The 18,888-nt window shown below is 66.5% G+C and carries 13 protein-coding genes; 2 read left to right on the forward strand and 11 right to left on the reverse strand.

Going from position 1 to position 18,888, the window contains the following annotated elements; translation table 11 throughout:
• Positions 1–66 precede the first annotated feature (66 nt).
• From FAZ11_RS06340 to fdnG, 6 genes are all read right to left on the reverse strand, one after another.
• Positions 67–4,062, reverse strand: coding sequence for a Pls/PosA family non-ribosomal peptide synthetase (locus tag FAZ11_RS06340; protein WP_058773799.1), 3,996 nt, complete (start codon positions 4,060–4,062; stop codon positions 67–69).
• Positions 4,063–4,283: 221 nt separating this feature from the next.
• On the reverse strand, positions 4,284–6,545 hold the full coding sequence (gene katG, locus FAZ11_RS06345; protein WP_058773800.1) for a catalase/peroxidase HPI: 2,262 nt from the start codon (positions 6,543–6,545) through the stop codon (positions 4,284–4,286).
• A gap of 503 nt (positions 6,546–7,048) precedes the next feature.
• Positions 7,049–7,966, reverse strand: a complete 918-nt coding sequence (gene fdhE, locus FAZ11_RS06350; RefSeq protein ID WP_058773801.1) for a formate dehydrogenase accessory protein FdhE — start codon at positions 7,964–7,966, stop codon at positions 7,049–7,051.
• 160 nt (positions 7,967–8,126) lie between these two features.
• A complete protein-coding gene (locus tag FAZ11_RS06355; RefSeq protein WP_058759941.1) occupies positions 8,127–8,750 on the reverse strand; it encodes a formate dehydrogenase subunit gamma in 624 nt (207 codons plus the stop codon).
• A 46-nt stretch (positions 8,751–8,796) separates the two neighbouring features.
• Positions 8,797–9,756 carry a formate dehydrogenase subunit beta gene (gene fdxH, locus FAZ11_RS06360; protein ID WP_058773802.1) on the reverse strand — a complete coding sequence of 320 codons (960 nt, stop codon included), beginning with the start codon at positions 9,754–9,756 and terminating at the stop codon, positions 8,797–8,799.
• The gene (gene fdnG / locus FAZ11_RS06365; RefSeq protein WP_137279154.1) at positions 9,756–12,836 is read right to left on the reverse strand and encodes a formate dehydrogenase-N subunit alpha; all 3,081 of its coding nucleotides are present in this window, start codon (positions 12,834–12,836) and stop codon (positions 9,756–9,758) included. Before fdnG ends, fdxH begins: the two co-directional genes overlap by 1 nt.
• A gap of 494 nt (positions 12,837–13,330) precedes the next feature.
• Here fdnG and FAZ11_RS06370 point away from each other — a divergent pair, with 494 nt between their 5' ends.
• Both FAZ11_RS06370 and FAZ11_RS06375 read left to right on the forward strand, forming a co-directional pair.
• Positions 13,331–14,791, forward strand: coding sequence for a SulP family inorganic anion transporter (locus tag FAZ11_RS06370; RefSeq protein WP_058773804.1), 1,461 nt, complete (start codon positions 13,331–13,333; stop codon positions 14,789–14,791).
• Positions 14,792–14,851: 60 nt separating this feature from the next.
• Entirely contained in the window at positions 14,852–15,700 is an 849-nt protein-coding gene (locus FAZ11_RS06375) for a universal stress protein (RefSeq protein WP_058773805.1), read from the forward strand.
• Positions 15,701–15,718: 18 nt separating this feature from the next.
• On the opposite strand, the gene arfB is transcribed toward FAZ11_RS06375, so the two are convergent.
• From arfB to FAZ11_RS06400, 5 genes are all read right to left on the reverse strand, one after another.
• Positions 15,719–16,129: an alternative ribosome rescue aminoacyl-tRNA hydrolase ArfB gene (gene arfB / locus FAZ11_RS06380; protein ID WP_058760047.1), complete on the reverse strand. Its 411-nt coding sequence runs from the start codon at positions 16,127–16,129 to the stop codon at positions 15,719–15,721.
• Positions 16,130–16,131: 2 nt separating this feature from the next.
• A complete protein-coding gene (locus FAZ11_RS06385; RefSeq protein WP_058773806.1) occupies positions 16,132–16,767 on the reverse strand; it encodes a DsbA family protein in 636 nt (211 codons plus the stop codon).
• A 1-nt stretch (position 16,768) separates the two neighbouring features.
• A complete protein-coding gene (trhO, locus tag FAZ11_RS06390; RefSeq protein ID WP_058773807.1) occupies positions 16,769–17,722 on the reverse strand; it encodes an oxygen-dependent tRNA uridine(34) hydroxylase TrhO in 954 nt (317 codons plus the stop codon).
• A 123-nt stretch (positions 17,723–17,845) separates the two neighbouring features.
• The gene (locus FAZ11_RS06395) at positions 17,846–18,157 is read right to left on the reverse strand and encodes a BolA family protein (RefSeq protein ID WP_058759932.1); all 312 of its coding nucleotides are present in this window, start codon (positions 18,155–18,157) and stop codon (positions 17,846–17,848) included.
• 122 nt (positions 18,158–18,279) lie between these two features.
• The gene (locus tag FAZ11_RS06400) at positions 18,280–18,807 is read right to left on the reverse strand and encodes a DUF2059 domain-containing protein (protein ID WP_058759931.1); all 528 of its coding nucleotides are present in this window, start codon (positions 18,805–18,807) and stop codon (positions 18,280–18,282) included.
• Between the last annotated feature and the right edge of the window lie 81 nt (positions 18,808–18,888).

Raw genomic sequence — 18,888 nt, forward strand, 5'->3', positions numbered from 1 at the left:
CGGAGTATCCAGGGCTGTCTTTATAGTTGTATGACAGCTACCGGGGCTTGAGTGATCGGACGACGCCTAGCGCCGTGGCTGGACCGGGTTACCCTCCCAGCGCGACCGCGCCGGCAGGGTTTCGCCCTTCATCACCAGCGACAGCGGACCCAGCTCCACGTTGTCGCCGACCTGGGCGCCATAGAGCACCACGCTGCGCGGCGCCAGGTTGACGCCAGCCCCCAGCTCCACTTCGCCGACCTTCATCACCCGGTCTTCGAACAGGTGGGTCTGGGGACCGGCCAGGGCGTTGAGTTCGCCATGGTCGCCGAGGCGCACGCAGTCGAACTCGGTAAGGTCGGTGGTATCCAGATAGGTGCCGCGGCCCAGGCGCGCGCCGAGCAGGCGCAGGGCCAGCGGCAGCCAGGGCGTACCGCGCAGGGTACCGAGCAGGTTGGGCACCGCCAGGGTTTCGTAGAGGCTGGTGATGGCCTCGCTGCGCCAGACGAAGAAGGTCCACATGGGCGCCGAGCGCGGACGATAGCGCCCCACCACCAGCCACTTGAGCGCCAGCACCACCCCGAAGCTGGCCAGGGCGAAGAGACTACCAGCCACCAGGGTCTCGCCCAGCAGACTCAGCCAATCGCCCTGCTGCCACAGGGGTACCAGGGCTTCGGCAATGGCGCAGCCGGCGGCCACGGTGAAACCGGTGGGCAGCACGATCCGCAGGGCCTCGATCAGGCCGCGGACCAGGCGGCGCCAGGGCGCCGGGCGGAAGGTCAGGCTTTCCGGGTAGCCGGTGAGGGTTTCCCGCGCCGGCAGCCGCACCGCCGGCGAGCCGAGCCAGGTCTCACCCTGGCGCAGGGGCACGCCTTCGTCGAGGCGTCCCAGCACACCGACCAGGGCATCCTCGGGGATATGGCAGCCATCGGCCACGTAGGCGCCATTGCCGACGAAGCTACGGCGGGCGACGGAGGTTCTCTTGAGGGTGATCCAGCCCTGGGCGATCTGCTCGTCCCCCAGCATCACGGCGTCGGCGATGAAGGTCTCGTCACCCAGCTCCAGCAGCGAGGACACCGGCCCTGCGGCGGTGGAAATCTCCGCGTCACGCCCTACCCGTGCGCCCAGCAGGCGGTACCAGAGCGCCGAATACACCGTGGCATAGAGCCCTTGCAGACTCTGCAACGCCGACTCCTGGATCAGGTTGGCCAGCCACTTGCGCCAGTAGAAGAGACTGTCGACCGACCACTGGCCTTCTTCCAGGCGCGGCATGATCAGCCGGCGGGCCAGGGCGCAGCCGAGCAGGGTCAGGGCAACGCTGACCACGCCCAGTGGCAGGGCCAGCACGCCGTACTGCAGGGCATCGAGCACCAGCGAAGAGGTGTGCCACCAGGGCAGGCCGCCGAGGCTTTCCAGCTCGTCGATCAGCAGCGCCAGGGGGAATAGCGGCATGAAGAACAGCACGGACACCGCCAGGCCGCTCACCGCATAGAGCCCGTTCAGCAGACTGCGCTTGGCGCGGGAGCTGGGCGCTGGCGGGACGATGCGCGTGCCTACTGCACCTTGGTCGTGGGCCGGGGCACCGCCCCAGTTGCGCCCCGCCGGGACACGCTGCCCGGCGCGTAGCGCCGACTGGGCCTGCAGGCGACCACTGGCACCGATGGCGGTGTCGCCTTCGAGGATGGCATAGGAGCCGACCTGGGCTTCCTCGCCGAGGGTCACGGCGCCGAGCAGCAGCTCGCCGCGCAGCACCCGGGCGTTCTCGAAGTTGACGCCGTTGCCCAGGCTGACGCCCTGCCCCAGGGTCAGCAACTCGGGCACGCGCAGGGTGATGGTACCGATGAACGCCTGGTCGCCGACGCGGGCGCCCAGCAAGCGCAGCCAGCCACGCGCCAATGGCGAGCCGCTGAGCAGATAGGCCGGCGCCATGGCCAGGAAGCGTTCCCCGAGCCACCAGCGGTAGTAGGTCAGGCCCCACAGCGGATAACGCCCGGCCTCCAGGCGACCGGTCAGGCGCTTGCCGACCAGGGCCACGGCGAATTCCAGGCCGATGGCCAGGATGAACAGACTCAGGGCGGTCAGCATGGCCAGCGGCAGCGTCGTACCCGCATGGATCAACAACGGGAAGGCCAGGAAAGGGGCTAGCCAGCGGCCCAGGCGCAGGGTCAGAAGCGGCGGCAGGGCCACCGCCTGGGCCAGCCCGCAACGCCAGCGGCGCCAGCGACTGGGCGGTGCCCAGGCCTCGGTGGCGGTGGCCTGGCCGGCCGCGGCGGCGTCCGCCTCCAGGGCCTCGGCGATGGCGCCCAGGGTGCGGCCGGCATAGACCGCCTTGACCGTGGCGCTGGCATAGCGCGGGTCCTGGCGCAGCCGCGAGACCAGGCGGGCGGCGAACAGCGAGTGGCCACCCAGGTCATCGAAGAAGTCCAGTTCGGCCTGCAGGGGCTGGCCGGGAAACAGCTCGGCGGTGGCCGCCAGGACCGCGCCCAGCGCGCCGCTGGCCGCGGCAACCGGGGCCACGGCGGCGATGGTCAGCGGACGAGCACGCAACTGCTTGCGGTCGATCTTGCCGGAATTCAGCCGCGGCATCTCGCTGAGCCACTCGAAGCGGCTGGGCACCATGTACAGCGGCAGGCAGCCGGCCAGCTCGGTCCGCAAGAGATCGCTGCGCGGTACCGCACCGCCATCGCCGACCATGAAGGCCACCAGTTGCTCCACGCCGGCCTCTTCGCGGAGCACCACGGCCACGGTGCCGACGCCGGGTTGCCGCGCCAGGGTGGCTTCGATCTCGCCCAGCTCGACGCGATAGCCGCGGATCTTCACCTGGTCGTCGACCCGACCCAGGCAGTGCACCTGGCCGTGTTCGTCGACCCGCGCCAGGTCGCCGGTGCGATAGAGCGTGAGATCGTGACTGCCGGTGCTCCAGGGGTTGGGCAGGAATTTCTCGGCGGTCAGTTCTGGGCGGCCCAGGTAGCCGTCGGCCACGCCCGGCCCGGTGATGCAGAGTTCGCCCACCTGCTCGCGCGGCAGCAGCGCCAGGGGCTTACTGGCATCGGCAGGCACCACCAGCAGGCTGTAGTTGGGCAAGGGACGACCGATGGTCACCGGCTCGCCCGGCTGCAATTGCGCCAGGCTCGCCGAGACGGTGGCCTCGCTCGGCCCATAGGTGTTGAACAGCCGTCGCTGGGGTCGGCTCCAGCGCGCCACCAGCGGCTCGGGACACATCTCGCCGCCGAGGTTGATCAGGCGCAGGCTGGGCACGTCTTCCGGCAGCAGCGCCAGCAGGGTCGGCACCACGTGCAGCACGCTGATGCGATTGGCGGTCAACGCCTGGGCCAGGGCCTCGGGATCGGCGGTGATTTCCCGCGGGGCCAGCCAGAGGGTGGCGCCCACCAGGTAGCTGATCCAGATCTCTTCGAAGGACATGTCGAAGGCCACCGAGAAGCCCTGGTAAACCCGGTCGCCGGCCTCGATGCCAAGCAGCGAATTCTCGCTGCGCAGGAAGTGGCAGATGCTGTCCTGGCGGATACCGATGCCCTTGGGCTTGCCGGTGGAGCCGGAGGTGTAGATGAGGTAGGCCAGATTGTCCGGCGAGACCTGACCGCGACGGCGCAGGGTCTCGTCGGGCGCCAGGGGGGCGCCCAGCCCGTCGGGGGTCCAGCACTGCAGCCCCGGGCGCGCCAGCAGGTCGGCGAAGGTCGCCCCGGTGATCACGCCCACCGCCTGGGCGTCCTCCAGGCAGAGGGCCACGCGGTCGGCCGGGGTCTCGGCATCGCAGGGCAACCAGGCCGCGCCGGTCTTGGCGATGGCCAGTTGCATCACCAGCAGCTCCATCCCGCGTGGCAACCAGAGGCCGATCACCCGACCGGGTCCGGCACCGGCCGCCAGCAGTCGCGAGGCGGCGCGGTCGGCCCAGGCGTCCAGCTCGCCGTAGCTCAGACTGCGCTCGCCTTCGAGCAGGGCGGGCCGTTCCGGCGACCGCGCCGCGGTGGCCTCGAACAGATCGGCGAGGACTTCATCGCGGCACAGGTCGGGACGGGCAGCGCCCTCGACCAGACTGAGGGAGAGTTCGGCAAGCGCTTCCATGGGGACAGCCTCTGGTTGTTTAGCGCAGTGTGTATTTCTCCGGTTACGCGCTCCTTAAGGTGGCATTAGGGTTTGCTTAAGGCTGCTGCCACTCAGGAATAAACCCTTCTGGAATGCGACTTTCACTGGACCCACCATTGATCGCCGATGAACGGAGGGGCGGTGGTACGGCGCAAAAAAAAACGCCTCCCGAAGGAGGCGTTTTGACTACCGCGCGATGATCAACGCAGATCGAAGCGATCCAGTTCCATCACCTTGGTCCAGACCTTGACGAAGTCCTTGACGAACTTCTCCTGGGCGTCGGCACTGCCGTAGACCTCGCTCAGCGCCCGCAGTTGGGCGTGGGAGCCGAACACCAGGTCGACCCGGGTACCCGTCCACTTCACGGCACCGGTCTTGCGATCGCGGCCTTCGAAGGTGGTCTTGTCCGGACCGGTGGCCTTCCACTCGGTGCCCATGTCCAGCAGGTTGACGAAGAAGTCGTTGGTCAGGGTCTGCGGCCGCTGGGTGAAGACGCCGTGCTTGGCGCCGCCCACGTTGATGTCCAGCACGCGCAGGCCGCCCAGCAGCACCGTCAACTCCGGCGCGGTCAGGTTCAGCAGATGCGCCTTGTCCACCAGCAGGAACTCGGACTTCACCTTGAACTGATCGCCGACGTAGTTGCGGAAGCCATCGGCCCAGGGTTCCAGATGCCCGAAGGACTCGACGTCGGTCTGCTCCTGGGAGGCGTCCACGCGGCCCGGGGTGAAGGGTACGGTGATCGAGTGACCGGCTGCCTGGGCGGCCTTTTCCACCCCGACGCTACCGGCCAACACGATCAGGTCGGCGATGGAGACCTTTTTGCCCTGACCTTCGAAGTCACGCTGAATGCCTTCCAGCACGCCCAGCACCTTGGCCAGTTGCGCCGGCTGATTCACTTCCCAGTCCTTTTGCGGCGCCAGGCGCAGACGGCCGCCGTTGGCCCCGCCGCGCTTGTCGGAGCCGCGGAAGCTGGAGGCGGCCGCCCAAGCGGTACCGACCAGTTCGGACACGCTCAGACCGGAGGCGGCCAGCTTGTCCTTGAGTGCCTTGACCTCGGCTTCGCCCAGCGGCGCGCCTTCGGCCTTCGGCAGTGGGTCTTGCCACAGCAGTTCCTCGGCCGGGGTTTCCGGGCCCAGGTAGCGGGCCAGCGGGCCCATGTCGCGGTGGGTCAGCTTGAACCAGGCGCGGGCGAAGGCGTCGGCCAGTTGGTCCGGGTTCTCCAGGAAGCGCCGGGAGATCTTCTCGTAGGCCGGATCGAAGCGCAGCGCTAGGTCAGACGTCAGCATGGTCGGCTGGTGACGCTTGCTCGGATCGTGGGCATCGGGCACGGCGCCGGCGCCGGCACCGTCCTTCGGCCGCCATTGGTGGGCACCGGCCGGGCTCTTGAACAGCTCCCACTCGAACTTGAACATGTTCTCGAAGTATTCATTGCTCCAGCGGGTCGGCGTGGAGGTCCAGGTCACTTCGAGGCCGCTGGTGATGGTGTCGGCGCCCTTACCGGTGCCGTAGCTGTTCTGCCAGCCGAAACCCTGCTGTTCCAGGTCGGCGGCTTCCGGCTCGGCGCCCACGTTGGTGGCCGGACCGGCGCCGTGGGTCTTGCCGAAGGCATGACCGCCGGCGATCAGGGCGACGGTTTCTTCGTCGTTCATGGCCATGCGGCCGAAGGTTTCGCGGATGTCGTGGGCCGAGGCCACCGGATCGGGGTTACCGTTCGGACCCTCGGGGTTCACGTAGATCAAGCCCATCTGCACGGCAGCCAGCGGGTTCTCCAGCACGCGGCTGGAACCCAGGTTGCGGCTCTGCTCGACCGGATGCTGTTCAGGCTGCGCGGTCAGCACGCCATCGCCGGGCTGCTCCATCTGCTTGTGCTCGCCGTAGCGGACATCACCACCCAGCCAGACGGTTTCCGAACCCCAGAACACGGCATCATCCGGCTCCCAGACGTCCTGACGACCGCCGGAGAAGCCGAAGGTCTTGAAGCCCATGGATTCCAGGGCGACGTTACCGGTGAGGACGATCAGGTCGGCCCAGGAAATCTTGCGGCCGTACTTTTGCTTGATCGGCCAGATCAACCGCCGCGCCTTGTCCAGGCTGACGTTGTCCGGCCAGCTGTTGAGCGGGGCGAAGCGCTGCTGACCCTGGCCGGCGCCGCCGCGGCCGTCAGCGACGCGATAGGTACCGGCACTGTGCCAGGCCATGCGCACGAACAGCGGACCGTAGTGGCCGAAGTCGGCGGGCCACCAGTCCTGGGAGTCGGTCATCACGGCGCGCAGGTCGGCTTTCACCGCTTCCAGGTCAAGACTCTTGAATTCCTTGGCGTAGTCGAACTCCTCGCCCATGGGATCGGACAGCGACGAGTGCTGGTGCAGGAAGTTGAGATTTAGCTGGTTGGGCCACCAATCCTTGTTGGTGGTACCACCGCCGGCGGCGTGATTGAACGGGCACTTGGATTCGGTCGACATCTTCTTGGCTACCTTAGGTCTTGTTCATCCGGTTGGTCAGCCGCGACGGCGCGCGGCGCTCTGGAGTCGTGGTTCCGGCTGGATCGCTCTAGCGAACCGGCAGACACGGGCGCCGGATTCGAGCCGGCTTCAGTGAGAGCCCCACCACGGGCAAAGCGGACGTTGCGTTCATTGTTATCCCCTCATCACGATGGGTACGCCGACGAAGCGACGTGATGACCATACTAGACGGCTTATCGAGCGCGTGTGATAGAAGGTTTTTCGCTGCTCGATAGACTCACTCTGCAAGATGACCTCTTGGTGACAGGCCCTCGCCGCCTCATCCTTTGCGCGATAACGATAGATGGCGACGGCTTCGCCGAGATTCGTGCAGCTTGGCCTCAAGAAATGGGAGGCGGTTGAGATCGCGCGGGTGTTGGCACCCCGAAAACGCTCACATGCGGAAACAGAAGAGGATGGGATGACAGGCGACCGCCCTGCATCGGGCGGGCGGTCGCTAGCCTTCAGCCCGGGGCGAACAGCAGATTGGGGGCGTGGCGCTCATAGCCCTCTTCCGCCAGGCGCACGTCCAGCGCCAGGCTGGCGAGGTCGGCGGACAGCGGCTCGCTACGGGCATCGTGGTCGCGATAGAGGTGCTTGAGGTAGGTCTTGCAGTGGGCGCAGGTCTCGGCGCGCAGCGGCGCCTGTTGGGCGTTGGCGTCGTCGGTGCCCAGGGAGTAGTAGCCGAGGCCCTTGCCGGTCTCGCAGTGGCTGCACTTGACCCGTACGAAGTGCCATTCGCAGGCGCATAGCGAGCAGGTGAGGTACCTCAGGCCATTGGCCTTGCCCAGGTGATGGATGACGCCGGCCATGGGCGGCGCACCGCAGCAGGGGCAGGCCGTCTGGCTGCCCTGTTCGCGCAGGGCGCTGAAGTCACTGCGCTGCAGCCAGTGGGTCCAGGCCAGTTGCAGGGCGCCGCCGAGGAAGGGCACCACGGCGGCCGGCACCAGCTCGTAGCTGCCGGCCAGCAGGGCGATGGCCCAGGCCTTGCGCTGGCCGACATCGGCAGCGCGCAGCTCGTCCAGGGCGGACTGGACCGGTGCCGGACCGCCCTTGAAGATCTCCAGCAGGGCGTCCAGCGCCGGCAACCAGGCGCCTTCGCGGACCAGGGTGTCGTAGCCGAGCGGCGGCAGGCCGTGCTGCAGGCTCTGGGCACTGCGTGATTCGTTCAGCGCTAGCGGCGCGAGGGTAGCGAAGACCTGCTGCTGGGCCTCGCAGAGGTCGGCCATCAGCAGCAGGTAGTCGCCCAGGGCATTGCCGGCGGCCAGCAGCCGCAGGCGGTCGGCGCGATAGCCGAACAGCTCGCCACCGGGCAGCAGGATGAAATCGGGATTGACGGCCGCGGCTTCGATTTCGCCGGGTTCGAGGATCTGGCCCGCCATGGCAGGGCTCCTTAGCAAAGCGGTGGGAGAGAAAGGATTCAGGATAGCGGGTGGGTTGGGTGGTCGGACTCCGCTACCCTCACCCCAACCCTCTCCCAGAGGGAGAGGGGGTTGAATCGGCACGCACGGAGATCACCGCGCACCTCATTCGGTAATGGACTCACTCCTTCTCGCGGGTGACCTTCTCGTACCACAGCGAGTGGTGCTTCTTGGCCCAGGCGCGGCTCACCCAGCCGGTCAGCATCGCGCTCACCGAGCCCTTGATCCAGATTCCCGCATAGATGTGCACGATGATCGACAGCACCAGCACGAAGGCCGCGAAGGCATGGGCCAGGGCGCCCAGGCGGATCACCGGGATGGGGAACAGGTGAGCGAAGTATTGCCGCCAGATGATCACCCCGCTGACCAGCAGGATCAGCATGCAGGCCAGGAGCACCCAGAACAGGATCTTCTGCCCAGGGTTGTACTTGTCGATCGGCGGGAGCTTCTCCTCGCGGTTGTTCAGCACATCGTTGATCTGCTTGAGCCACTGGGCGTCTTCGCGACCTATCTTGTTGTGCCGCCAGAAGCGGATCACCAGAAAGGCGAAGAAGACGAACATCGCCACACCCATGAAGGGATGCAGGATGCGCGTCCAGGTGCCGCCGCCGAACAGGTTGGACAGCCAGAACAGCGCGGGGTGGAACAGCGCCAGCCCCGACAGCCCGGCCATGAAGAACAGGATCGCCACGATCCAGTGGTTGGTCCGCTCATTGGCGTTGTAACGCTGGATTTCAGGTTTCATCTCGATCTCCCAGGACGCCCCCGGCAGGACCGGGGGCGTACGCCTGCTAGGGCTGCTTGTCGTGCGGATCGAAGATCTGCACGGACGGACTCAGCTGCTTGACCTCGCCCTTGGGCGCATCGCCCGGGGTGGAGGGCGGCGCCTCGACCACCTCGTCGTCGTCATCGGTCCGGTTGGGGCCGACGCGCACGTAGTGGAAGAAGCCGGCCAGCACCGCCGCGCCCATGGCGAACAGCGCCAGGGGCTTGGTGATGCCCTTCCACAGGCCCACGCTGGGGCTGATGGTCGGGTCCTTGGGCAGGTGGTTGTACAGCTGCGGCTGGTCGGCATGGTGCAGCACGTACATGACGTGGGTGCCCCCTACCCCGGCCGGGTCGTACAGACCGGCGTTCTCGTAGCCACGGCTCTTGAGATCGACGATACGCTCGGCGGCGTGCTCCTTCATGGCGTCCTTGGTGCCGAAGGTGATGGCGCCGGTCGGGCAGGTCTTCACGCAGGCGGGTTCCAGGCCCACGCCGACCCGATCCGAACACAGCGAGCACTTGTAGGCCTTGTTGTCCTTCTTCGAGATCCGCGGGATATCGAAGGGGCAACCGGCGATGCAGTAGCCGCAGCCGATGCAGTGGTCCTGGTTGAAGTCGACGATGCCGTTGGCGTACTTGACGATGGCCCCCGGACTCGGACAGGCCTTCAGGCAGCCCGGCTCGGCGCAGTGCATGCAGCCATCCTTGCGGATCAGCCACTCCAGCTTGCCGGCCTCGTCCTCGTATTCCGTGAACCTCATGAGGGTCCAGGAATCCGCGGTGAGGTCCGCCGGGTTGTCGTAGGTGCCGTGGGTGTGGCCCACCTCGTCGCGCAGCTCGTTCCATTCCGAGCAGGCGACCTGGCAGGCCTTGCAGCCGATGCACTTGGACACGTCGATCAGCTTGGCCACTTCCGCCTGGGTGCGCACCGACGAGTAGGCCGTGGTGGTCGCGGAGCGGGCATAGATATCTTGGCTTGCCATCACGCTTTCTCCACGTTGACCAGGAAGGACTTGAACTCGGGCGTCTGGGTGTTCCCGTCACCCACGAAGGGGGTCAGGGTGTTGGCCAGATAACCCATGCGCGCCACGCCGGAGAAGCCCCAGTGGATGGGGATACCAACGTGGTGCACCGTCTCGCCATTGACCTGCAACGGGCGAATCCGCTTGGTCACCACCGCCTTGCAGACGATGTGGCCACGCTTGGAGGTGACGCGCACCAGATCCCCGGCGGCGATGCCCTTCTGCTTGGCCAGCACCTCACCGATCTCGACGAATTGCTCCGGCTGGATGATGGCGTTGAGACGACAGTGCTTGCTCCAGTAGTGGAAGTGCTCGGTCAGGCGGTAGGTGGTGGCCGCATAGGGGAAGTCCTTGCGATCGCCGAAATCCGCCCAGTCGTCCTTGAGCACCCGCGCCGCCGGACTGTTCAGCGCCTTGCGGTTGTTCGGGTGCAGCGGGTTGACGCCGATGGGCGTCTCGAACGGCTCGTAGTGCTCCGGGAAGGGCCCTTCGGCCAGCTTGTCCAGGGCGAAGAAGCGCGCCACCCCTTCCGGGTTCATGATGAAGGGACTCATGCCGTCGGCGGGCTTGGCGTCGATCTTGAAGTCGGGCACGTCGGTGCCGCCCCACTTCTGCGCCTTGTCGTTCCACCACACCAGCTTCTTGGTCGGGCCCCAGGGTTTGCCCTGCAGATCCGCGGAAGCGCGGTTGTAGAGGATGCGTCTGTTGTTCGGCCACGACCAGGCCCAGCCCAGGGTCTGCCCCATGTGGAAGGGATCGCTGTTGTCGCGCCGCGCCATCTGGTTGCCCTGCTCGGTCCAGGAGCCGCAGAAAATCCAGCAACCCGAGGCGGTACTGCCGTCGTCCATCAGCTGACCGAAACCGGCGAGCTGCTGGCCGGCCTTGGCCGAGACGTTGCCCTTGGCATCCAGGACGTCGGTGATGGCGTAGCCGTTGAACTCCTTGGCGAGCTCCTCGGGCGCCGGTTCCTCGGGCTTGGCGTAGGGCCAGGACAGCCCCAGGATCGGATCGGGGAAGGCCCCGCCCTCCTTGGCGTAGGCCTCGCGCAGCTTGAGGAACAACTCGGACATGATGGCGATGTCGCTGCGCCCTTCGCCGGGTGCCTCGGCGCCCTTGTAGTGCCACTGCAGCCAGCGGCTGGAGTTGACCAGGGAGCCGTCTTCCTCGGCGAAGCAGGTGGTGGGCAGGCGGAACACCTCGGTCTGGATTTGCGCGGTGTTCACCTCGTTGTGATCGCCGTGGTTGCGCCAGAACTCGGAGGTCTCGGTGGCCAGCGGGTCCATGATCACCAGCCACTTGAGCTTGGACAGCCCACGCAGGATCTTGCCCTTGTTGGGGAAGGCGGCGATGGGGTTGAAGCCCTGGCAGACGTAGCCGTTGACCTGGCCCTTGCCCATCATGTCGAAGTAACGCAGCACGTCGTAGCCGGCGCCGGTGACATCGACCTTGGGCAACCAGTGGTAGCACCAGTCGTTGTCCTTGGTGGCCTTGTCGCCGTACCAGGCCTTCATCAGGCTGACGTGGAACTTGCCGTAGTTCTGCCAGTAGCTCAGTTGCCCCGGGCGCAGCGGCTTGCTGGCGCGCTTGGTGATGAAGGCGTTGTAGTCCTGCTCGCCGTCGCCGCCGATGGTCAGGTAGCCGGGCAACTGGATCGACAGCAGACCCAGGTCGGTGAGGCCCTGGATGTTGGAGTGACCGCGCAAGGCGTTCATCCCGCCACCGGGCATGCCGATGTTGCCCAGCAGCAACTGCACCATGGCCCCGCAGCGGATGATCTGCGCGCCAATGGAATGCTGGGTCCAGCCCAGGGCGTAGAGGATGGTCATGGTCCGGCCGGGCGCCGCGGTCTCGGCGATTTCCGCCCAGACTTTCTGGATCGCCTCGGGCGGCGTGCCGCAGGTCTGGCTGGCCACCTCCAGGGTGTAGCGGCTGTAGTGCTGCTTCATCAGCTGGAAGACGCAGCGCGGGTCCTGCAGGGTCGGGTCGACCTTGACGAAGCCGTCCTCGCCGATCTGGTAGCCCCAGTTCACCTTGTCGGTGTAGACGCGCTTCTCGGCGTCATAGCCGTTGTAGAGGCCATCCTCGAAGGTGAAGCCTTCCTTCACCAGGAAACTGGCGTCGGTGTAGTTGCGGACGTACTCCTGCTGGATCTTGTCGCTGCTGATCAGGTAGTTGATCAAGCCGCCCAGGAAGGCGATGTCGCTACCGGTCCGGATCGGTGCGTAGTAGTCGGCGACCGAGGCGGAACGAGTGAAGCGCGGATCGACCACGATCAGCCGGGCGTTGTTGTGCGCCTTGGCCTCGGTGACCCACTTGAAGCCGCACGGATGCGCTTCGGCGGCATTGCCGCCCATGATGAGGACGAGATTGGCGTTCTTGATGTCACTCCAATGGTTGGTCATGGCACCACGGCCAAACGTCGGGGCAAGACCTGCCACCGTCGGGCCGTGTCAGACGCGCGCTTGGTTGTCGAAGGCCAGCAGGCCCAGACTCCGCGCGATCTTGTGCGTCAGATAACCGGTTTCATTGGAGGACGCCGAAGCGGCCAAAAAGCCCGTGGTCAACCAGCGATTGACCGTCTGGCCCTTGTCGTTGGTGGCGATGAAGTTGGCGTCGCGGTCTTCCTTCATCAGGGTGGCGATGCGCCCGAGCGCCTCGTCCCAACTGATGCGGGTCCATTCGTTGCTGCCGGGCTTGCGGACTTCGGGGTACTTGAGGCGATTGGGGCTGTGGATGAAATCCAGCAGGCCGGCGCCTTTCGGGCAGAGGGTGCCGCGGTTGACCGGATGGTCGGCGTCGCCCTCGATGTGAATGATGTTCTGGGCCACGTTCTTGGCCCGGTCGCCCATGCTGTACATGATCAGGCCGCAGCCGACCGAGCAGTAGGGGCAGGTGTTGCGGGTTTCCACGGTGTGCGCCAGTTTGAAATGGCGCACCTGATCGGCGAAGGCAGCTGTGGGAGCCATGCCTAGCGCCGCCAGGCTGGATCCCGCAAGGCCGACTCCAGCGACCTTGAAGAATTGCCGACGGTTCATGTCCACGTTCTTATCCTCGTTTCAGGCTGGACCCGGTACATAGCCGGGTCCTGAGGCAAGAGTAACCCAACCGTCTGGCTTATCGAGCGCTGCGCTCAGGTCGCCGATCAATGGAAGGCCACCTTCCGTCCCCTGACCCGACGACGCCTGCCGATCGCCTCATGCGCCAACCCAACCAGCGCGCCCTCCGCCGGCCGCGCCTTCTCGCCCTGCCACCCGCCACACGCCGACCAGGCGCGAACGGCTGATGGACGCGTAAGGCTTTCGATAGAGCGGTCCGTCGATCCTGTCGATTCGGCAGCGCCGGAAAGTCATGTTAATCTCGCCAACTTTCCTCGCGATGCCCTCGGACCCCTTCACCATGTCCAAGCGCCTGCTGACGCCGCCATAGCACTACCCTTCCTCCGCTAATCGCCCCTGCGGCGTGTGCTTACGTCGTACTACCCTGTCGTCTCTCCGCGATCGCGCCGTGCCGCGCCATCGCCTGTTTTGGATACGCCATGAAAAACGTTTCGCCCCGCGCCGACATCCTGGCCGGCCTCACCACGTCCTTCGCCCTGGTGCCCGAGTGCATCGCCTTCGCCCTGGTCGCCCATCTCAATCCGCTGATGGGGCTCTATGGCGCCTTCTTCATCTGTACCCTCACCGCCCTCTTCGGTGGCCGCCCGGGCATGATCTCCGGCGCCGCCGGCTCCATGGCGGTGGTCATCGTCGCCCTGGTGGTGCAGCACGGCGTGCAGTACCTGCTGGCCACGGTGGTGCTCGGCGGGCTGCTGATGATCGCCTTCGGCCTGTTGCGCCTGGGCAAGTTGATCCGCATGGTGCCGCACCCGGTGATGCTCGGTTTCGTCAACGGCCTGGCCATCGTCATCGCCCTGGCCCAGCTGGAACATTTCAAACAGGGCGAGGCCTGGCTCAGCGGCACGCCGCTGTACCTGATGCTCGGCCTGACCCTGGCGACCATGCTCATCATCTGGCTCTTGCCACGGCTGACCCGCGCCGTGCCGCCGGCCCTGGCCGCCATCCTCGGCGTGGGCCTGGCGGTCTACTGCCTCGACCTGCCGACCCGTACCCTGGGCGACATGGCCCATATCGCCGGCGGCCTGCCGCAGCTGGCGCTGCCCGACATCCCCTGGAACCTCGACACTCTGCAGATCATCCTGCCCTATGCGGTGCTGATGGCCATGGTCGGCCTGCTGGAAACCCTGCTGACGCTGAATCTCACCGACGAGATCACCGAGAGCCGCGGCTATCCCAACCGCGAATGCGTGGCCCTCGGCGCGGCCAACCTGGCCTCGGGACTGTTCGGTGGCATGGGTGGCTGCGCCATGATCGGCCAGACCATGATCAACCTGAGTTCGGGTGGGCGCGGGCGGCTATCCGGCCTGGTCGCCGGGGTGCTGATGCTGCTCTTCGTGCTGTTCCTCTCGCCGCTGATCGAACGTATCCCGCTGGCCGCATTGGTGGGCACCATGTTCGTGGTCGCCCAGCAGACCTTCGCCTGGGCCTCGCTGCGGGTGCTGCACCGGGTACCGCGCAGCGACATGCTGATGATCGTCGCGGTCACCGTCATCACCGTGTTCGCCGACCTCGCCACCGCGGTGCTCTGCGGCATCGTCCTGGCAGCGCTCAACTTCGCCTGGCAGCACGCCCGCCGGCTCTATGCCGACAGCCACCTGGAGGCCGATGGCAGCAAGAGGTACCAGGTGCACGGCACCCTGTTCTTCGCCTCCACCGCCACCTTTCTCAACCAGTTCGATCCGGCCGGCGACCCCGCCAAGGTGGTGGTGGACTGTAGCCATTTGAGTTTCGTCGACTACTCCGCCGTGGCGGCGTTGCGCACCCTGCACGAGCGCTACGCCAAGGCCGGCAAGCGGGTACGGGTGCTGCACCTGTCCGCTCGATGCAAGCAGCTCTTGCGCCGGGGCGGTATGGCGGACGACCTCGCCCTCGGCGATTGAACCCAGGGCGTCGCCGTCGGGTCTGTCGCAGCAACGCCTTGCTCTCGGAGACCCGCGGCCATGTCCAAGATCCTCGCCTGCCTCGACGGCTCGGCCGTCAGCGCCGCCGTCTGCGACTTCGGCGCCTGGGCCGGCACCGCCCTGGATGCCCCGCTGACCTTGCTGCACGTGCTGGACCAGCGGCGCTTTCCCCGCCCCGGTCACGGCACCCCGCCGCCCCTGCTGGTCAACCGCGAACACCTGCTCACCGAGCTGGCGGCGCTGGACGCCCGCCGTGGCAGCCTCGCGGAAGACCAGGGCCGGCTGCTGCTGGATGCGGCGCAATTGCGGGTCGAGGAACAGCAGGCCCGTTGCGCCGGCGCCGTGCTGCAACATGGCGACCTGATGGACTCCCTGGAAAGCCTGCAGGAGGATTTCGATCTGATCGTGCTGGGGCGTCAGGGCGAGGACAGCCCGCCCAAGCGGCTGATCGGTCGCCATCTGGAAAGCGCCATCCGCCTCTTGCAGCGACCCCTGCTGGTGGCCGGCCACACCTTCGTCAAACCCCAGGGCGTGCTGCTGGCCTATGACGACAGCAGCAGTGCGCGCAAGGCAGTGACCTGGGTGGCCAACTGCCGGCTGTTCGATGGCCTGGCCTGCCATCTGGTGACCGTCGGCCGCGAGCGCGAAGAACGCCGCGTGGCCCTCGCCCGCGCCGCCGACGAACTCCGCGCCGGCGGTCGCCAGGTCACTACCGCCCTCACCGACGGCGACGTGGAACTGGGGCTGGAACGCTATCGCAAGCAGCATGGCCTGGAACTGGTGGTGATGGGCGCCTTCGGCCATTCCCGGCTGCGCCACTTCTTCATGGGCAGCAACACCCGCAACATGCTGGAAACGGCCGGCAGTGCGCTGATCGTGGTGCGCTAGGAGAGGATCGATCGCGCTCTAGAAATCCACCCGCCCACGACTGGCCTTGAGCCCGCTGCGACGGGACTTGCCTTCCAGGCGGCGCTGCTTGGAACCGTAGGTCGGCTTGGTGGGGCGCCGGGGCTTTTCCGGGACGTTGGCAGCGGCGATCAGCGCGGCCAGGCGCTCCAGGGCGTCGGCGCGATTCTGTTCCTGGGTGCGGTACTGCTGCGCCTTGATCACCACCACGCCATCACGGCTGATGCGCTGGTCGCGTAGCGCCAACAGGCGCTCCTTGAGCGCCTCCGGAAGCGAGGACGCGGCGATGTCGAAACGCAGATGGACGGCGCTGGAGACCTTGTTGACGTTCTGGCCGCCGGCGCCCTGGGCGCGCACCGCGGTGAGCTGGATCTCCTGCTCGGGCAGCGTCAGGCGTTCGTCGATGACCAGGGTCACGCCGGTTGCGCGCCGCGGCTCAGCCAGGCGTCCAGCAGCGGCTCCAGTTCATCCAGCGGTTGGTAGCCGTTGGTGATCAGGGCCAGTTGGCCGTCGCGTTCGGCCAGCAGGGTCGGGAACCCGGCGATGCCCAGATTCAGCGCCCAGTCGAAGTCCGCCTGGGTGGCCTGGTGCGCGGCTTCGCCATCGAACAGCGGGGCGAATTCGATGCGCGGCAGGCCGCTGGCCTCGGCCAGCTCCACCAGCAGCGCCGGCTGAGTGACATCGCGCGCCTCGACATAGAAGGCCTGCTGGATACGCTTGGCCAGCCCCCAGACCGCGTCTTCGTCGAGTTGGCGCGCGGCGACCAGGGCGCGACAGGCCGGCTCGGTGTCATACACCAGGCCTTCCGGCGGTCCCACATCCAGGGCGAAGGGCTGGCCGGTGGTTTCCTGTACCGCCTGCCAATAGGCCAGGGTACGCACCCGGCTGGCGGTGTCCTGGGCGACCCGCTCGCGGCGCAGGCCACCGACCACCAGGCGCAGGGCAATGCCCTGGGCGGCCGCCCGCTCGGCCAGGCGATCCACCACCGGGGCGAAGCCCCAGCACCAGGAGCACATGGGGTCCATCACATAGAGCAGGCGACCGGGCATCCTAAACCTCCTCGGGGTGGGGTGTAGCGCTCAGCCGCGGATCGCGGCCGATGGGATGGGGCTCGTTACGCAGCCGGGCGAGTTCGATCTGCTTCTGTCGCTCGCGCGCTCCGGCGCGGGTCTTCTCCGACAGCGAATCCCAGCAGTGCGGGCAACTGATACCGGGGCTGTAGTGCGGCGACTGCATGTCCTGCGGCGAGACCGGGTTACGGCAGGCGTGGCACTGGTCATAGGCGCCTTCAGCCAATTCATGGGTCACGGTCACCCGGTTGTCGAAGACGAAGCACTCACCTTCCCAACGCGACTCGGCCGCCGGCACCTCTTCCAAGTATTTGAGAATGCCACCCTTGAGGTGGAACACCTCGGGGAAGCCTTCCTGCAGCATGAAACTGGAGGCCTTCTCGCAGCGGATGCCGCCGGTGCAGAACATGGCGACCTTCTTGTGCCGGGCGGGATCGAAATGCTCGCGGATGTAGGCGGGAAAATCCCGGAAGCTCTTGGTCTTGGGATCGATGGCGCCCTTGAAGCTGCCGATGCCCACCTCGTAGTCGTTGCGGGTATCGATCACCAGCACCTCGGGGTCGTCCACCAGGGCATTCCAGTCCTGCGGCTCGACATAGGTGCCGACGCGCTGGTTGGGATCGACGCCCGGCACGCCCAGGGTGACGATCTCCTTCTTCAGCTTCACCTTGGTGCGATAGAACGGCTGTTCGGCGCAGTAGGATTCCTTGTGGTCGATATCGACCAGGCGCGGATCGGCGCGCAGCCAGGCGAGCACCGCATCGATGCCTGCACGGCTGCCGGAGACGGTGCCATTGATGCCTTCCTCGGCCAGCAGCAGGGTGCCCTTGACGTCGTTCGCCAGCAGGGTCTGCAACAGGGGTTCACGTAATTGGACGTAGTCGTCCAGGGTGACGAACTTGTACAAGGCCGCCACGACGATAGTGTCGCTCATCTTCGATTTCCCAGGGGTCGCCCGCGCAAAGGGCGGACCGGTTAGACGAAAACGCCGGCAAGAATGCCGGCGCCGGTCAAATTTTAACCAAATGGCTGGGCGCCGAACAATGGCGCCTTGAGATCAGCCCGCCAGGTCGTGCTTGCTGCCGCCCCGGCAGGTGGGCGAATCCGGCGCCTGGCCCTGGCTCGCCCACTCCTCCGGCGTATAGGTGTGCAGCGCCAGGGCATGGAACTGGCCCATGAGTTCGCCCAGGGTGCCGTAGACCTTCTGGTGGCGCTTCACCGCGTTGAGTCCGGCGAAATGCTCGCTGACCACCACCGCCTTATAGTGGGTCTCCTGGCCGCGGCTGTGCATGTGGCTTTCGTCCAGCACCTCCAGGTGCTCGGGTTGCAACAGGCCCAGGCTGGACTGGATACGTTCGCGCATGCTCATGGGGATACCTCGACTGTAAGAGCCGTCATTCTAACGAGCGCGGCCACCGGCCGGAATCGCCGCCGTCGGCCAGGAAACGAAGAAGCCCGGAACAGGTCCGGGCTTCGCGTAGAACTGGTTACTCAGCGCTTGGCGGGCGGAGCCTCGCCAGCCGGCGGCTTGACACCCAGCTGCTTGTCCATCTCGGCGAGAATGGCGTTGACCTTGGGCACCGCCTGCTCCAGCTTGGCCTGGGTCAGCTCGGCGGACTGGGCCGACAGGCGCGGCAGATTGGCCAGCATCTTCTTGCCCAGATCCGACTGGTAGAACTTGATCAGTTCTTTCAGTTCTTCGTCGCTGAAGGTGTCGGTGTAGAGCTTGACCAGATCGGGCTTGATCTTGTCCCAGCCGATGGTGCTGTCCAGCGCCTGGTTGGCACGGGCCGTGTAGCTTTCCAGCACGGCTTTCTTGCCGGGCTCCTTGGCCTGGGCGAAGTGCTGGGCGAACAGCTGCTGTACCTGACCATAGACCGGGGCGGTCAGCTTGTCGGCATTGGCCAACTGCAGGAAGCGCTCCGCGTCGGCCGCGTGGCTCTTGGCATCGGCCAGGGCGAAGCTGCTGGCGCTGGCGAGCAGGACTACAGCGCCGAGCGTACGGAGGGTCTTCTTCATGGGCGTCCTTCAGGATGCTGAAAATGGACCGCGAGTGTGCCATAGAGCGGCTGAACCTGGCCTGAATTTATCAAGGACGCA

The sequence above is a fragment of the Pseudomonas rhizoryzae genome (genome assembly GCF_005250615.1).
GTDB lineage: Bacteria > Pseudomonadota > Gammaproteobacteria > Pseudomonadales > Pseudomonadaceae > Chryseomonas > Chryseomonas rhizoryzae.

Bases quoted from the DNA above. Each gene is read 5' to 3' on its own strand.
- FAZ11_RS06340 (WP_058773799.1), bottom strand. From the start codon at position 4,062: ATGGAAGCGCTTGCCGAACTCTCCCTCAGTCTGGTCGAGGGCGCTGCC.
- katG (WP_058773800.1), bottom strand. From the start codon at position 6,545: ATGTCGACCGAATCCAAGTGCCCGTTCAATCACGCCGCCGGCGGTGGT.
- fdhE (WP_058773801.1), bottom strand. From the start codon at position 7,966: ATGGCGGGCCAGATCCTCGAACCCGGCGAAATCGAAGCCGCGGCCGTC.
- FAZ11_RS06355 (WP_058759941.1), bottom strand. From the start codon at position 8,750: ATGAAACCTGAAATCCAGCGTTACAACGCCAATGAGCGGACCAACCAC.
- fdxH (WP_058773802.1), bottom strand. From the start codon at position 9,756: ATGGCAAGCCAAGATATCTATGCCCGCTCCGCGACCACCACGGCCTAC.
- FAZ11_RS06370 (WP_058773804.1), top strand. From the start codon at position 13,331: ATGAAAAACGTTTCGCCCCGCGCCGACATCCTGGCCGGCCTCACCACG.
- FAZ11_RS06375 (WP_058773805.1), top strand. From the start codon at position 14,852: ATGTCCAAGATCCTCGCCTGCCTCGACGGCTCGGCCGTCAGCGCCGCC.
- FAZ11_RS06385 (WP_058773806.1), bottom strand. From the start codon at position 16,767: ATGCCCGGTCGCCTGCTCTATGTGATGGACCCCATGTGCTCCTGGTGC.
- trhO (WP_058773807.1), bottom strand. From the start codon at position 17,722: ATGAGCGACACTATCGTCGTGGCGGCCTTGTACAAGTTCGTCACCCTG.
- FAZ11_RS06395 (WP_058759932.1), bottom strand. From the start codon at position 18,157: ATGAGCATGCGCGAACGTATCCAGTCCAGCCTGGGCCTGTTGCAACCC.
- FAZ11_RS06400 (WP_058759931.1), bottom strand. From the start codon at position 18,807: ATGAAGAAGACCCTCCGTACGCTCGGCGCTGTAGTCCTGCTCGCCAGC.